This is a genomic window from Flavobacterium yafengii (genome assembly GCF_030010375.1).
Lineage (GTDB): Bacteria > Bacteroidota > Bacteroidia > Flavobacteriales > Flavobacteriaceae > Flavobacterium > Flavobacterium yafengii.
In genome coordinates this window covers 280,910-297,202 of the sequence record NZ_JASCRY010000004.1, presented here as the reverse complement: position 1 = coordinate 297,202, position 16,293 = coordinate 280,910, and the positions used below count along the sequence as shown (strand labels likewise).

General features: G+C 34.6%; 13 protein-coding genes. 12 read left to right on the top strand and 1 reads right to left on the bottom strand.

Translation table 11 applies throughout. The features are described from left to right. Positions 1-301 precede the first annotated feature (301 nt). From QLS97_RS14320 to QLS97_RS14265, 12 genes are all read left to right on the top strand, one after another. The gene (locus QLS97_RS14320; protein WP_282717583.1) at positions 302-4,981 is read left to right on the top strand and encodes an HYR domain-containing protein; all 4,680 of its coding nucleotides are present in this window, start codon (positions 302-304) and stop codon (positions 4,979-4,981) included. Then, positions 4,971-5,804 carry a hypothetical protein gene (locus tag QLS97_RS14315; RefSeq protein WP_282717582.1) on the top strand — a complete coding sequence of 278 codons (834 nt, stop codon included), beginning with the start codon at positions 4,971-4,973 and terminating at the stop codon, positions 5,802-5,804. Before QLS97_RS14320 ends, QLS97_RS14315 begins: the two co-directional genes overlap by 11 nt. Before the next feature lie 411 nt (positions 5,805-6,215). Further along, positions 6,216-6,746 carry a hypoxanthine phosphoribosyltransferase gene (gene hpt, locus QLS97_RS14310; protein WP_282717580.1) on the top strand — a complete coding sequence of 177 codons (531 nt, stop codon included), beginning with the start codon at positions 6,216-6,218 and terminating at the stop codon, positions 6,744-6,746. 12 nt (positions 6,747-6,758) lie between these two features. Then, positions 6,759-7,331 (top strand): adenylate kinase, encoded by a 573-nt coding sequence (locus QLS97_RS14305; RefSeq protein WP_282717578.1) that lies wholly within the window; start codon positions 6,759-6,761, stop codon positions 7,329-7,331. Positions 7,332-7,549: 218 nt separating this feature from the next. Further along, complete coding sequence (locus tag QLS97_RS14300) at positions 7,550-8,821, top strand: hemolysin family protein (RefSeq protein WP_282717576.1); 1,272 nt, start codon at positions 7,550-7,552, stop codon at positions 8,819-8,821. An 89-nt stretch (positions 8,822-8,910) separates the two neighbouring features. After that, positions 8,911-9,912: a GTPase ObgE gene (obgE, locus tag QLS97_RS14295; protein WP_282717574.1), complete on the top strand. Its 1,002-nt coding sequence runs from the start codon at positions 8,911-8,913 to the stop codon at positions 9,910-9,912. Between the two features lie 128 nt (positions 9,913-10,040). After that, positions 10,041-10,748 (top strand): tetratricopeptide repeat protein, encoded by a 708-nt coding sequence (locus QLS97_RS14290; RefSeq protein WP_282717573.1) that lies wholly within the window; start codon positions 10,041-10,043, stop codon positions 10,746-10,748. Between the two features lie 38 nt (positions 10,749-10,786). Then, positions 10,787-12,142: a UDP-N-acetylmuramate--L-alanine ligase gene (locus QLS97_RS14285; protein WP_282717572.1), complete on the top strand. Its 1,356-nt coding sequence runs from the start codon at positions 10,787-10,789 to the stop codon at positions 12,140-12,142. Positions 12,143-12,150: 8 nt separating this feature from the next. Continuing rightward, a complete protein-coding gene (locus QLS97_RS14280) occupies positions 12,151-12,609 on the top strand; it encodes a GNAT family N-acetyltransferase (RefSeq protein WP_282717570.1) in 459 nt (152 codons plus the stop codon). 12 nt (positions 12,610-12,621) lie between these two features. After that, entirely contained in the window at positions 12,622-13,317 is a 696-nt protein-coding gene (radC, locus tag QLS97_RS14275) for a RadC family protein (protein WP_282717569.1), read from the top strand. Positions 13,318-13,325: 8 nt separating this feature from the next. Then, a complete protein-coding gene (locus QLS97_RS14270; RefSeq protein WP_282717568.1) occupies positions 13,326-14,015 on the top strand; it encodes a YjjG family noncanonical pyrimidine nucleotidase in 690 nt (229 codons plus the stop codon). Between the two features lie 2 nt (positions 14,016-14,017). Beyond that, positions 14,018-14,794 (top strand): hypothetical protein, encoded by a 777-nt coding sequence (locus QLS97_RS14265; RefSeq protein ID WP_282717566.1) that lies wholly within the window; start codon positions 14,018-14,020, stop codon positions 14,792-14,794. Between the two features lie 75 nt (positions 14,795-14,869). On the opposite strand, the gene QLS97_RS14260 is transcribed toward QLS97_RS14265, so the two are convergent. Next, a complete protein-coding gene (locus QLS97_RS14260; RefSeq protein WP_282717564.1) occupies positions 14,870-16,147 on the bottom strand; it encodes a replication-associated recombination protein A in 1,278 nt (425 codons plus the stop codon). Between the last annotated feature and the right edge of the window lie 146 nt (positions 16,148-16,293).

Sequence of the window (16,293 nt, the reverse complement as noted above, 5' to 3'; positions counted from 1 at the left end):
CTATATGAAATTAAAATTACTCTTTTTTATGAGTGTATTGTGTGTGTGTTTTAATACAATATATGCTCAGTCAGAATCCCAAGGGGAGATCATAAAGCAATGTGTTGCTTTACAAGAACTTCAGAAAAAAATCCCAAATGAAATTAAGCAAAGCATGAAAGATATTTTGATCTTAAATAAAAAGGTGAATATTATTTTGGCCTAAATTTTATCTTTTTAACTAACATATACAATTAGTTTCAAAACAATATTTAAAAGTTAGAATTATTAAAATTCTAAAATAAACTTTAATTAATTTTTTATGAAAAAAAAATTACACATTTATTTGACGTTGATTTTCTTGTTAACTTTATCATCTACTGCATTTGCAAGCCATTATAGATCTGGTTCGATAACATGGAGGGAAGTTTCTCCACGAGTTGTTGAATTTACTGTAACTACTTCTTGGAGAAGTGGTGCTGCTGATGTCGTTTATTTAGACTACGGCGCAGCGGTAACAAATGAGCAAGAGACATCAAATCAGATAGTAAGCGACGTAAATGGAGTTGCGACTCGAGTGCAAAAAATTGTTGTAACCTATCCTGATTTAGGACCGTACACCGTTTCATGGAGTAGCTGTTGTAGGATTAATGGTTTGAGTGGTGGAGGTAGTTCTGGAAGTATGGTTTTGTCTACAATTGTTGATCTTACAGGTGGTAATAAGAATAGTCCAGTTTGCTCTTTACCTGCAACTGTTAACCTTCCGATAGGTTTAACCGCAGCAACATTTCAGGTTCCTGCTAACGATTTAGATGGTGATGTATTATCATACCGTCTTGCAACAGTAGCTGAATTAAATGGAAATCAACCTGCAGGTTTTTCTATTGATGCTACAACTGGTTTAGCTACTGTAAATACATCTCTTTCTAATTATATTGCAGGCCAGTTGTATATGGCAGGTATTATTGTATCTGATGGTAAAACATCTGTTTTTGTCGATTTCCTTATCGCTATTACTCAGCCTTCAACTCCTCCAGAATTTCTTTATGGGCCAACACCTGTAAATGCGAGTGTGATAATAGTTTCGCCTGGACAAAATGTAAACTTTCAAGTAAGTGCTCAAGATCTAGATGTTGGAGGGAGCGTATCTAGCTTGTATGCGACTGGAATTCCTGGTGGAGCTAGCTTTACTACTGCTTCAGGTAATCCGGCCATCTCTACTTTTAACTGGACACCGACTTCAAGTGATTTTGGAAGCTATGTTTTGAATTTTGTGGCGCAAGATAATGTAGGTGTTCAAGTGTTTTCTTCTGTTACTATCCAAGTTAGTCTTAAGCCACGTTTTGACGTACCGCCAACGCCGGCTGCTGGAGTTCATAATGTTTACTCACCTGGACAAATAATTTCTTTTCCTGTACAAGTGTCTGATCCAGATCCAGCTGATGTTGTTCGGATTGTAGATGTGAAAGGAAAGGATATGATGGGGCAAGAGATTCCGTTATATTCTACTGCGACTTTTAGTACATTACCTTCGCCAGCAGCTAATCCAACTAATGGTGTTTTTAATTGGGCTACTCAAGGTTCTGATTGGGGACATAAACATATTTATTTTTGGGCTGAGGACAGTTTCGGGGATAGAACGCGTCATGAAGTTAATGTTTTAATAAATACAAACCCATTCTTTATTTCTACTCCACCTACTGCAATAGTTAAAGTAGCTGAGGCCTATAGTTATGATGTAATGGCGAATGATGCTGATATTACATATGGCGACATTTTGGATTTACATGCTATTGGCATGCCTACATGGCTTACCTTTACAGATAACGGTGATGGTTCAGCAAAACTTACTGGTACTCCGACGCTTGCAGATGTTGGTACTTTTACTTTTAAGATAGAGGCTCATGATATTAATCATCATGACAACATTGGTGGTATTCCATTTCAGGTTATTCCAATTACTGTTAGTGCAAATACTCCTCCAACAATATCAATAATTTCTAATCAATCTACTTGTCCTAATACTGCTGTTTCTAACCTTGCTTTTACAATCTCTGATGCGGAAACCGTTGCTGGTAGTTTGACTTTATCGGCTACTTCTTCAAATCAGACTTTATTGCCAGGTGCTAATATTGTTTTTGGAGGTTCAGGAGCAAATAGAACAGTTTCTCTTACCCCAGCTCTAGGCGAAAATGGAACTTCAAGTGTTGTAGTGACGGTTGATGATGGTCAAGGAGGAACGGCAATTTCAACTTTTATATTTACAGTTGAAGACAATATTGCTCCGATATTTACAAGTGTTCCACAAATAAATGTAAATACGGATTTGAACACATGTGGAGCAGTGGTTGAATATCAAACTCCGGCTAACATAACTTTTTCGGAATCATTTGTTCAAAATCAGAGTTCGGCAAGTTGTGGCGCCTGGAATACATTTCAGTCACAATTACTCTCAACCCTTTCCTATAAAAAACTTACTATAAAAGGATCTTTAGGTCTTACGGGTGTTTCAGTAACTGATCCGGCAAAAGTTTTGCAAATTGCAAATGCACTTCGTACAGAAACTTCTGTGTCAATAACTGATGGAGGAAGAACTTGGCTAGTGAGCGAAGGATGTGGTTCAGGAGTTGAGTTAAGTGCTTCTGGAAACTTTTGTGCTTGTGAAACTAATGAATATGTTGTACGCCCATGTATAGGAAATAGTAACTGGGGAGGTGCAGGAACAGCCACTTGTAATGCGGACTCACAAACTATAACCGTTGTATTTGAACTTAACGGAAACGGCGGAGTGTCTGCCACAGATAATTGTGATAACAACCCTACTATTGTTCAAACTGCAGGATTACCAAGTGGAAGCGTTTTTCCTGTGGGGACAACAACAAACACATTTAAAGCGACAGATGCAAGTGGTAACTCTTCAAGTTCTTCATTTGATGTAGTTGTAACGGATAATCAAATCCCGGTAATTACTTCTAACGGCGATAAAAATGTAACTACTGATTTAAATGTTTGCGGAGCAAGCGTAGTTGTTTTGGCAACAGCAGGAGATAATTGTACTGTTGGATTGCCAACTGGCGTTCGTAGTGATGGTTTAGCATTAGATGCGGTTTATCCAGTAGGAACGACAACGATTACTTGGAATGTATCAGATGCTAATAGCAATGACGCTGTAGAAGTAACTCAAACAATAGTTGTAACGGATAATCAACTTCCTGTGATTACTTCCAATGGCAATAAAAATGTAACTACAGATTTGAATGTTTGTGGCGCAACTGTAGTTGTTTCGGCAACAGCAGCAGACAATTGCACTGTTGACGCACCAACTGGAGTAAGAAGCGATGCATTGGCATTGGATGCGGTTTATCCAGTGGGAACGACAACGATTACTTGGAATGTATCAGATGCTAACAGTAATACAGCAGTTGAAGTTGTCCAGACCATTATCGTAACGGATAATCAAATCCCGGTAATTACTTCTAACGGCGATAAAAATGTAAATACAGATTTGAATGTTTGCAGTGCGACAGTAGTTGTTACGGCAACAGCAGTAGATAATTGTACTGTTGGATTGCCAACTGGGGTTCGTAGTGATGGTTTAGTACTAGATGCACTTTACCCGGTGGGGACAACAACAATAGCCTGGAATGCAACAGATGCTAATAACAACAATGCGGTAGCGGTAACTCAAACCATAGTTGTAACTGACATTCAAAAACCAGTAGCTATTACTAAAAACATCACGGTTCAGCTCAATGCTGCAGGAAATGCAACAATATTGGCTGCTGACGTAAATAATGGTTCAACAGATGCTTGTGGAATTGCGACTTTGGTATTAGACAAAACTTCATTTAGTTGTGCGAATTTTGGAGTAAATACAGTGATATTAACCGTTACAGATAATAACGGAAACGTTGCTACTCAAACGGCGATTGTTACAGTTGAAGATAAAGTAGCTCCAGTTGTAATTACTAAAAATAAGACTATTCAATTGAATGCAGTAGGAACAGCTTCGATAGTTGTTGCAGATGTAAACAATGGTTCAACAGATAATTGCGGAATCAGTTTAGTAGAGTTGGATAAAATGGCATTCACATGTGCTAATGTTGGAGCAAACACAGTAACATTGAAAGTTACAGATAATAACGGAAATGTTGCTACTCAAACAGCTGTTATAACTGTTGAAGATAAAATTGCACCGGTAGTATTTACAAAAAACATCACCGTTCAACTTGATGCTTCGTCAAATATATTGATAGCTGCTGCCGATGTTAATAATGGTTCGACTGATAATTGTGGAATCAGTTTATTAGAACTCGATAAAGCATTATTCAGTTGTGCCAATGTAGGTGATAATATCGTTACTCTAAAAGTAACAGATAATAGTGGAAATGTTGCTACTAAAACAGCTATTGTAACAGTTGTAAATACTAGGCCTAATATAATTAGAAAACATTTTGACGATGTTATTTTCTTTGATAACAGTTCTAAAGCCTTCATTGCATACAGCTGGTACAAAAATGGAGTTTTAGTATCTGGTCAAACAGCACAGTATTTCAAAGATAATGGGATTCTCAATGGAAGTTATTACGCTATCGCTAAAAAAACAGACGGTACGTTTGTTACAACATGTCCTTTGACGTTTTCTGTGTCAATAGTAGATGAATATTTAAAGATTGCACCTAATCCGGTTAAGAGTAATGCAAGCTACCAAATCCTTACTAATGTAGATTCAGCTAAGTTGCAAAATGCTCGTATTACAGTTTTTACTATACTTGGAGTACTAGTGAACGATAAAATAGTTGATGGCATAACAACGGATATGATTGCGCCAAATACGGAAGGGATTTATGTGGTAAGGATGACCTTAACAAATGGTAAATACTTTACAAAAAATCTTTTAGTAAAAATTAGAAATCAAATTATTAAGAGTAGGAAATCCTCGTTTAATAGCGACGAGGATGGATTATTCAAATGCAATAAAACAAATAAATATGAAATTTGATGTTAAATATATAGTAGGGTTTGCACTAATTTTATTCTCTCAAGGAATTAAAGCGCAGTTTTATGTAGGCGTACAAACAGGAATAGGGAATATTCAAAGTGATGTAAAAGGGGTGAGGTCAGCCACTGATATTGGCGGAGCATTAAAGGCAGGTTACATATACTCATTGACGGATCACATAGGTATCGGGTCTGGAGTTGAGTTTGCACAATACAAGCAAAAGGTGTTTTTAGAACAACCCTCAGCAACGCTGACTAATTTTGAGGTTGATCAAACTGGCTCGGCATTTTCTTATAGTGTGACTACAGGAAATTACAAAGAATCTCAAATATTACAAGCCATTCAGATTCCGCTTTTTTTACAGTATAAAAAGAATATTAATAAAGGAATTGATTTCAATTTTAGAGCAGGTGTTAAATACTTCTTACCTGTAAATTACAAAATCAAATCATCGGCAACAACAGTTAAAGGAGTTGCTTACTACCCAGATGTTAATTTATTCATTGATAATTTGCCAGAATATGGTTTTGGGAATCAAACAAATTACGCTGCATCAGGAGAGTACAATACAAAAGGCATTTTGATGAGTACGTTTGAGTTAGGTTTTACTTTTGAAATGGGAGAAAAGAGTGCTTTGTACGCCGCTATGTTTCTTGACAGCGGTTATGGAACAATCCTTGATCAAAAACAAAACGAGTCTTATTTAAGCTATAACCCAACATCAAGTACTGACAGAAAAGCAAACGGATTGTACAGTACTGACAAAGATGCGACTATCAAACCCGTTGCATTCGGTTTAACATTGGGTTGGAATTTTGAATAAATTCTGTTGTGGCTAATGTATAATCAAGATGCTATAGGAGACTAAATAGTAAAAAAAAATACACAAATGAACTGAGGGGGTTTTTGCTTTCGTTTTAAAAGTGTTTTAATTTAAAAATAATCAAAGGCTTTCTTTTTTATAAAGGCAGCCTTTTTTTGTTTTTCTGATGATTCAAGTCGACAATAAAGAGAAAGTAAAACAGTAGGCTGAATATTTTTGAATTTCCTCTAAGAACTTTACTGTTGAAAATACTATTTTATTTTTTCGGAATTTATAGTACAAGATTTGTTGTTGTAATTCATTTTTGAGTCGTTTTTTTATGGAATTTACTTAAAATTAGAAATTAATGTCCAAGTGTCAATTGTCAAATCCGAATTCTGTATCTTTGCGCATTATTTTAAACATCAAAAAATGATACAACTTCACGATAAACAATTTGTTCCGTTTATTTCTGCTAAAGAAATTGAATTTGCCATCGCTAAAATGGTGGCGCAAGTTGAAGACGATTTTGCTGATGAAATACCAGTATTTGTTGGGGTATTGAATGGTGCTTTTATGGTGGTTTCTGATTTTATGAAACAATATAAAAAGCCGTGTGAAGTATCTTTCATCAAAATGGCATCATACGAAGGAACTGCTACCACAAACGAAGTAAAACAATTAATAGGTATAAACCAGGATTTAACGGGACGCAGTGTAGTCATAATCGAAGATATAGTTGACACCGGTAATACATTGGTTGAACTGAAAGAATTATTCAAAAAACAAAATGTAAAACATTTTAAAATAGCAACACTTTTTTTTAAACCAGAAGCATACACAAAAGACATCAAAATAGATTACATTGGAATTAGAATTCCAAATAAATTTATTGTGGGGTTTGGCTTAGACTACGATGGATTAGGAAGAAATTTACCTGAAGTATATAAACTAAAAGAATAACGACACAACAACATGACTAACATTGTTTTATTTGGAAAACCAGGAGCTGGTAAAGGAACTCAAGCAGAGTTTTTGAAAGAAAAATACAAATTAACACATATATCAACTGGTGATGTATTTCGTTTTAATTTAAAAAACGATACAGAACTAGGCAAACAAGCAAGAGTATTTATGGATGCTGGAGATTTAGTTCCAGATGAATTGACTACAAAAATGCTTATTGATGAGGTAAATAAACATCCGGATACTAATGGGATATTGTTTGACGGATATCCAAGAACAATTTCACAAGCCGAAGCTTTAGACGCATTTCTTACTTCAATAGGTTCTCAAGTTGCAGCGACAATTGCACTCGAAGCCGATGATGAGATTTTAGTGCAACGCCTATTGGAAAGAGGAAAAACAAGTGGAAGAATTGACGATCAAGATGAAGAAAAAATCAGAAATCGCTACCAGGAATACAATGAAAAAACAGCTCCTTTAATGAATTATTATCAGGAGCAAGGGAAATTTCACGCAGTAAATGGAATAGGTTCTATTGCAGAAATTACAGAAAGAGTAAGTAACGTGATTGATAATTTATAGGAGCAATTCCAGTTGTACATTACAAGTCCTCGTTAAAAAAATCTATCTTTCTAAGTCATAAAAGGAGGTTCCTTTGGTCGCTCTTTTTTGACAAGAAAAATTAGCTTTTTTAACTCCGGGCTTTTCATTACCATCTGGGCTAAAATCCAGATTGCAGATTTCAGAAAGTAAAAATTCAGAAATCAGATTTTTAATAAAAAAACGAATCAACTAAACAATTGGAAATACTAATTATATTCTTTCTAATACTATTAAATGGGGTTTTCTCTATGTCGGAAATTGCATTGATTTCAGCTCGAAAAAACAGATTAGAGACCGCAGCAAAAAAAGGGAATAAAAGTGCTAAAATCGCATTAGATTTGGCCAATTCGCCAAATAAATTTTTATCAACGGTACAAATAGGAATCACACTGATAGGAATTCTTACCGGTATTTATAGTGGTGATAAAATAACTTTAGATGTAGAAACTTTTGTAAGCGGATTTGAATTTATAAAACCCTACGCGCATCCAGTTGCAGTAGGTCTAGTTGTAGTTATTTTGACCTTTTTCTCTTTAGTTCTAGGAGAGTTATTGCCTAAAAGAATTGGATTAAATCATCCGGAAGCAATAGCAAAAGCAGTTGCACTACCCATGAAAATAGTTTCGATAGTTACGGCACCATTTATTTGGTTGTTAACGCATTCAACAGATTTTTTATTGGATATTTTGCAAATAAAACCTACTGCTGATGGTAAAGTAACCGAAGAGGAAATAAAGGCGATTATCAAAGAAGGAACCGAAGGAGGAGAAGTGCAGGAAATAGAACAAGATATTGTAGAACGCGTTTTTCATATTGGAGATAGAAAAATAAACTCATTGATGACGCATAGGAAGTCGGTGGTTTTTTTGCCTTTTCATTCTGATAAAGAACAGGTTAAGGAATTTATGCTTAAGGAATTACATTCTATTTATCCGGTTTACGGTGAAAATTATGATGATATTGTTGGAGTGGTTAACCTAAAAAATATCTTTGCACATTTTGAAAATGAAAACTTCAATTTGGCAGATATAATGACCGAAGCTCCTTTTATGATGGAGCAAACCACGGCATACGTAGCTCTGGAAAATTTTAAAAAATCAGGAATACATTATGCATTTGTCTCTGACGAGTACGGTGTTTTTCAGGGAGTTATTACATTAAATGATATTCTGGAAGCTCTAGTTGGTGATGCTTCTGATTTTTATAAAGATGATTTTCAATTGATTGAAAGAGAAGATGGAACATGGCTTGTTGACGGACATTATTCGTTACATGATTTCTTGACTTACTTTGAATTAGATGAATTGATCAATGATTACGAAGTAACCACGGTGAGTGGTTTAATAATGACGGAACTCTCTCATATTCCTAAACAAGGAGAGAAATTGATTTGGCAAAAATTTGAGTTGGAAGTCATTGATATGGATGGCGTGAAGATTGATAAAGTGATGGTGAAAGCACTTAAATAATTAATAATAAAAATAGAGGACAGGAGACTGATGGCTTTTTGAATTTTTTCAATCTGAAATCCGAAATCTGAAATCTGAAATTTAAAAAAATGACTGAAGGGAATTTTGTAGATTACGTTAAAATATATGTTTCTTCCGGAAAAGGAGGAAAAGGATCTACGCATTTGCATAGAGAAAAATTTATTGAAAAAGGTGGTCCTGATGGTGGTGATGGTGGTCGTGGTGGTCATGTTTTTTTGGTTGGTAACAAAGGTCTTTGGACATTGTTTCATCTCAAATTTGCGCGTCATATTAAAGCGGGTAATGGTGGAGATGGTAGTGGTGACAGAAGCACAGGTGCTGACGGAGACGATAAATTTATTGAAGTTCCATTAGGAACGGTAGTAAAAGATAAAGAAACTGGAGAAATATTATTTGAAATTACTGAAGACGGTGAAAAGCAAATACTTTCTCGTGGTGGAAAAGGTGGTTTAGGAAACTGGCACTTTAGAAGTTCAACCAATCAAACACCTAGATATTCTCAACCAGGTTTGCCAGGTTCAGAAATGGATGTGATTTTAGAACTAAAAGTACTTGCTGATGTAGGTTTGGTAGGTTTTCCTAATGCAGGAAAATCAACTTTATTATCAGTGCTGACTTCAGCTAAGCCAAAAATTGCAGATTATCCTTTTACAACTTTAAAACCAAATCTTGGAATTGTAGCCTACAGAGATTTTCAATCTTTTGTAATTGCAGATATTCCCGGAATTATAGAAGGAGCTGCTGAAGGAAAAGGATTAGGACATTATTTCTTGCGTCATATTGAACGTAATTCAACGTTACTTTTTCTAGTTCCGGTTGATACGCCAGACATTAAAGCCGAATACGATATTTTGGTAAACGAATTGACGAAATACAATCCTGAAATGCTTGATAAAGAGCGTTTATTAGTAATTTCAAAATGCGATATGCTTGATGATGAGCTAAAAGCAGAATTGAAAATAGAATTAGACGTTGCTTTTAAGGATATTCCTTATATGTTTATTTCTTCTGTTGCCCAACAAGGTTTGACTGAGTTGAAAGATAAATTATGGAAAATGTTGAATGACTAATTCTTAATTTTTTAAATAAATTATAAAAACCGCCTCGTATGATATATGAGGCGGTTTTTTTTATAAAAATAGTTAAACCTTTCATATACTTGGAGAATTACAATTATAAATTTCCTTATTTTTGAAGAATGAAACATATTATTTATTTATTTGTATTTCTACCGGTGATAATGTGGGCTCAATCTGATTTTGACAGAGCAGAAAAACTATATAAGGCCAATAAAATGGATCAGGCCGAGTTGGCCTTTGAATCTGTTTTAAAGTCCAGTCCATCGGATTTAAAAACAATTGAATATTTAGGAGATATTGCAGGTCATTATAAATCATGGGATAAAGCGATTGGGTATTATAAAAAACTCAAACAGTTGAAACCTTCTGAAGCCGATTATCATTATAAATATGGTGGAGCTTTAGGCATGAAAGCAAAAGAATCTAATAAATTTAAGGCCCTAGGAATGATTGATGAAGTTAAAGCTTCATTTGAAAAAGCCATAAGCCTCAATCCAAAGCATATTGAATCGCGTTGGGCTTTGATAGAAATATACATTCAGTTGCCAGGAATTGTGGGTGGAAGCGAGTCTAAAGCCATCAAATATTCCAATGAATTATTGCGATTATCACCCATTGACGGTTATTTGTCAAGAGGTCATATTGAGGAATATTTTAAAAGATATAAAGTTGCGGAACAACAGTATAAAAAAGCGATAATTGCAGGAGGTTCTAAAACAAGTTATCAAAAGTTAGCTAGCTTGTACAAGAACAAAATGAGAGAGCCTGAAAAAGCAAAAACGATATTAGAAACCTATAATAGTAAAAAAGTTCAAGATAGATTTTAATCTCTCTGGAATTCAACAACCATAAACCGAAAATTAGAATGCGTACACATTTTATAGCTATCGGAGGAAGTGCTATGCACAATCTGGCTTTAGCACTACACAACAAAGGGTATCAAGTTACTGGAAGTGACGATGCTATTTTTGAACCTTCAAAATCAAGATTAGACAAAAAAGGTATTTTGCCTCCTGAATTGGGATGGTTTCCTGAAAAAATAACGTCAGCAATTGAAGCAGTTATTCTTGGTATGCATGCCAAAGCAGATAATCCGGAATTATTAAAAGCACAAGAATTAGGACTGAAAATATATTCTTATCCTGAATTCCTTTACGAACAATCCAAAAATAAAACACGTGTTGTTATTGGTGGTTCCCATGGAAAAACAACTATAACTTCAATGATTTTGCACGTGATGCATTACCATGATATAGCGGTAGATTATATGGTTGGCGCGCAACTGGAAGGCTTCGATACGATGGTGCATCTTACGGAAGAGAATGATTTTATCGTTTTGGAAGGAGATGAATATTTGTCCTCGCCAATTGACCGAAGACCTAAATTTCATTTGTACCAACCAAATATTGCTCTGATTTCAGGGATTGCGTGGGATCATATTAATGTTTTTCCAACGTATGATAATTACGTAGAACAGTTTGAAATTTTTATTGGTAAAATTACCAATGGAGGGATTTTAGTCTACAATGAAGATGATGCTGAAGTAAAACGAGTTTCCGAAGCCGCTACGAACCCAATTAGAAAACTAGCGTATCATACCCCAAAATATGCCGTAAGTGATGGTGTGACACTGCTGGAAACTCCAGAAGGCGACATGCCAATTGAAGTTTTTGGAGCGCATAATCTTAATAATTTGGCTGGAGCCAAATGGATTTGTCAAAATATGGGAGTCGATGAAGCTGATTTTTATGAAGCTATCGCGAGTTTCAAAGGCGCATCAAAACGATTGGAAAAAATTGCTGAGAGCAAAACAAAAGTTGCCTATAAAGATTTTGCCCATTCACCTAGTAAAGTTGCCGCAACTACAAAAGCGGTCAAAGAACAATATCCAAACAGAACTTTGGTAGCTTGTTTAGAATTGCATACCTATAGTAGTTTGAATGCAGAATTCCTGAAAGAATATGAAGGCGCATTAGAATATGCCGATAAAGCGGTAGTTTTCTATTCGCCCGATGCAGTAAAAATCAAACAGCTTGAAGAAGTGACTTACGACCAAATTGCCAAATCTTTTAATCGTGAAGATTTAATTATTTATACCAATCCAAAAGATTTCAAAGACTATTTATTTAACTTAAATCTTGAAAATTCTGCTTTATTGTTGATGAGTTCCGGTAATTATGGCGGATTAAACTTTGATGAAGTAAAGGAATTAGTAAAATAAATAGTGATATGAAAGATGCTTTAAAAATTTCTAAAACTACAAGTGAAAATCCCGACTTCATTACTCTCATCACAGCATTAGATAAAAGTTTATGGGAGCGTTATCCGGAATTGAAAACAAATTATTGGGGTAATAATATTTTAGAATTAAATCCAAATGTTGTTGTTATTTATTTGGATGACAAACCTGTCGCTTGTGGTTGTTTTAAAAAATACGATAAAAATACAATTGAAATAAAACGTATGTTTGTTTCGCCTGAAGCCAGAGGAATGGGTTTAGCTCAAAATATTTTACGTGAATTAGAACTTTGGGCACATGACTTAGGATATTCATTTTCTGTTTTAGAAACTTTATACAAACAAAAGGAAGCTATTGCTTTGTATCAAAAAACGGGATATAATATTGTTGATAATTACGAGCCTTATGTGGGTTTAGAAAATAGTATTTGCATGCAGAAACAAATTTAAACAACAAGATTAATGGCTGAAAATTCCTTTTTTCCTATAACGAATTGGTCCGAAAATGATAAGCCACGTGAAAAACTTATGCTGAAAGGTAAAAGTGTTTTGAGTGACGCCGAATTAATTGCCATTTTGATTGGATCAGGAAGTAGAAACGAATCTGCAGTTGATTTGAGTAAAAGGATCTTGGCAAGCGTGGAAAATAACTTAAATGCCTTAGGGAAATTATCGTTATCTCAGCTAATGCAATTTAAAGGAATAGGAGAGGCGAAAGCAATTTCGATTATTGCCGCTTTAGAATTAGGAAGACGAAGAAGAGCGGAAGATGCAGTGGAATTAAAGAAAGTTACTTCCAGTAAGATAATTTTCGAAATCATGCAGCCTATTATTGGGGAATTGCCACACGAGGAATTTTGGATCATTTATTTAAATAATTCAAATAAAGTGATTTCGAAATCACAGTTAAGCAAAGGTGGAATAACCGGAACCTTGGTAGATGTTCGAATCGTTTTTAAAACGGCACTCGAAATGGGTGCGACAGGGTTAATCTTGTGTCACAATCATCCTTCGGGAACTTTGATTCCAAGTGATGCGGATAAACAGATTACAAGAAAATTAAAATTAGCAGGCGATAGTTTAGAAATAAAAGTACTAGATCATTTGATTGTTACTGAAAAGAATTATTTTAGTTTTGTTGATGAAGGAATATTTTAAGACAGAAAATGAAACATACTATAATAACTGATGTTTTCTTTGATTTAGATCATACACTTTGGGATTTCGATAAAAATTCAGAGTTGACATTTGAGACTATTTTTAATAAAAATCATCCAGCAATTGAAACCAAGGTCTTTATTGAAAAATATGTTCCGATAAATCAAGAATGTTGGAAGCTTTATCAATATGATAAAATTACGCATGCAGAATTGCGTTACAATAGACTGAAGTATTCTTTTGATGCACTTGATTATTCGATTTCTGATGAAGAAATTGACACTATTGCGAATGATTATATTCGTTTTTTACCCGAAAACAATCATCTTTTTGATGGAACTTTTGAAGTTTTAGAATACTTGAATCAAAAATATAATCTTCATATAATTACAAATGGATTTGCTGACGTTCAATATAAAAAAATAAATAATTCTAATATTGGGAGTTATTTTCAAACTGTCACAAATTCTGAGATGGCAGGAGTGAAAAAACCAAATCCCATTATTTTTGATTATGCTTTAGATTTGGCCAAAGCCAAAAAAGAAAACAGCATCATGATAGGGGATAGCTTAGATGCAGATGTTCAAGGTGCTCTTGACGCTGGATTAGATGCTATTTTTTTTAATGAAAGTAAAATACAAGTAGAGCAGCATATTAAACAAATTAATCATTTATTAGAACTTAAAAAATATTTATAAAGATGAAAAAACAATTTCTATTATTGTTATTATTGGTCGTTAGTTATTCCTACTCCCAATCCCAATCCCAATCTGTGAACGATTACAAAGCTATAATTATTCCTTTAAAATACGATTTCCTTAATGGCGAGAATCAATATCGTTTGAATACATTGACTAAGTTTAATCTTAATAAGTCAGGCTTTGTTTCATTTTATGCAAGTGAAACGATACCTGCTGAATATAATGAAAGATGTAGTTTATTGTATGTTGATGTGGTAAAAGAAAATGGCTTTTTGACGACTAAACTTTTTATAACACTGAAAGATTGTTATGGGAAAATAATTTTCCAATCGATAACTGGAAAAAGTAAAGAAAAGGAGTATCAGGTTGCTTATACCGAAGCGTTGAACGAAGCATTTAAATCTGTTTATGATTTGCAATATAAATACAATGGAAGTTTGGCAGCGAAAGTTGCGTCTGCTATACAACCAGAAGTTGTCAAGGCTACGCAAGCTCCTGTTGCTGTGGTTAAGAATACAGTTAGTGAGCCAGTTGTGGTTAATACTGTACTCGCGAATTCTAATTTGCTGTATGCACAGCCTACAGCTACTGGTTTTCAATTGATAGATAGCACACCAAAGGTTATTATGAAGTTATTTAAAACCTCTCAGCCGAATTCTTTTATCGCAATTAAAGACACGGTTCAAGGGTCATTAATTCTAAAAGACAATCAGTGGTATTTTGAATATTATCAAAACGATAAATTAATGTCTGAAAAAGTAGCCGTTAAGTTTTAGGCTTCAGAAATCTGTTGCCGAAAATAGTTTCATAAAAAAATGTCTTGAGAAATCAAGACATTTTTTTTATGAAATTTAATATCCGTATTTATCTTTCCAACGGTTTTTAAGAAATTCTCGGATACTGTTTTCTCTGGAATTGTTTCCAGGAACATATATTGGAGTTTTGCTTAATGCCTCAGGTAAAAATTCTTGTTCAGCAAAATTATTGGTGTAATCGTGCGAATATTTGTATTCTTCACCATAACCTAATTCTTTCATTAATTTCGTGGGAGCATTACGTAAGTGAATAGGAACCGGTAAATCTCCAGTTTGTTTTACAAGTTGTTGAGCCGTTCCGATGGCTAAATAGGAAGCGTTACTTTTAGGAGAAGTCGCTAGGTAAACGGCGCATTGGCTCAAAATAATTCTGCTTTCAGGATATCCAATTGTAGCAACAGCCTGAAAAGTATTATTAGCCATAATAAAAGCAGTTGGATTAGCATTTCCTATATCTTCACTACTTAAAATGAGCATTCTTCGGGCAATAAATTTTACATCTTCACCGCCTTCAATCATTCGGGCAAGCCAATATACAGCACCATTAGGATCACTTCCTCTAATTGATTTTATAAAAGCAGATACAATGTCATAATGTTGTTCGCCGGTTTTGTCATACAAAACGGTATTTTGTTGCACTAAGGAGAAAACGAGGTCATTTGTGATTAAAATTTCATCTTCATTAGATGCATTTACGACAAGTTCAAATATATTTAATAGTTTGCGTCCGTCTCCACCGGAAAGTCTTAGTAGCGCTTCTGTTTCGCTTAAAATAATATTTTTTGTAGACAAATAGCTGTCTGTTCTCATGGCGCGTTCTAGCAGAGATTCTAAATCTTTTTTGGTAAAAGCATTCAAAATATATACCTGACAACGAGATAGTAATGCAGGAATTACTTCAAAACTCGGGTTTTCTGTAGTGGCGCCAATAAGAGTAATCCAACCTTTTTCTACCGCTGCCAGCAGGGAATCTTGTTGTGATTTGCTAAAACGATGAATCTCATCGATGAATAAAATAGGGTTTTTAGCGGTAAATAAACCACCACTTTGCTTCGCTTTTTCTATCACATCACGTATATCTTTAACACCAGAATTGATAGCGCTTAAAATATAAAAGGGTCGTTTTGATTCTTGTGCAATAATTTGTGCCAAAGTTGTTTTTCCTGTTCCGGGTGGTCCCCAAAAAATTAATGACGGAATAATTCCTTTTGCAATTTGTTGCGTTAATGAGCCATTTGGTCCTACAAGATGGGATTGACTGATGTAGTCTTCTAATTTTTGTGGTCGTATGCGTTCTGCAAGTGGTGCTTCCATTTATTTTTTAAATCTGAAATGCTTCGCCAGTTCGCTGGCGCTCGGGTCTGAATTAGTTAATCTTAAAGCATAAATATAACTCTGGTAAAATTACTATTTTTATTTGGAGCTATTTCCAGCTGTACACTATATCTTTTATATCTCGT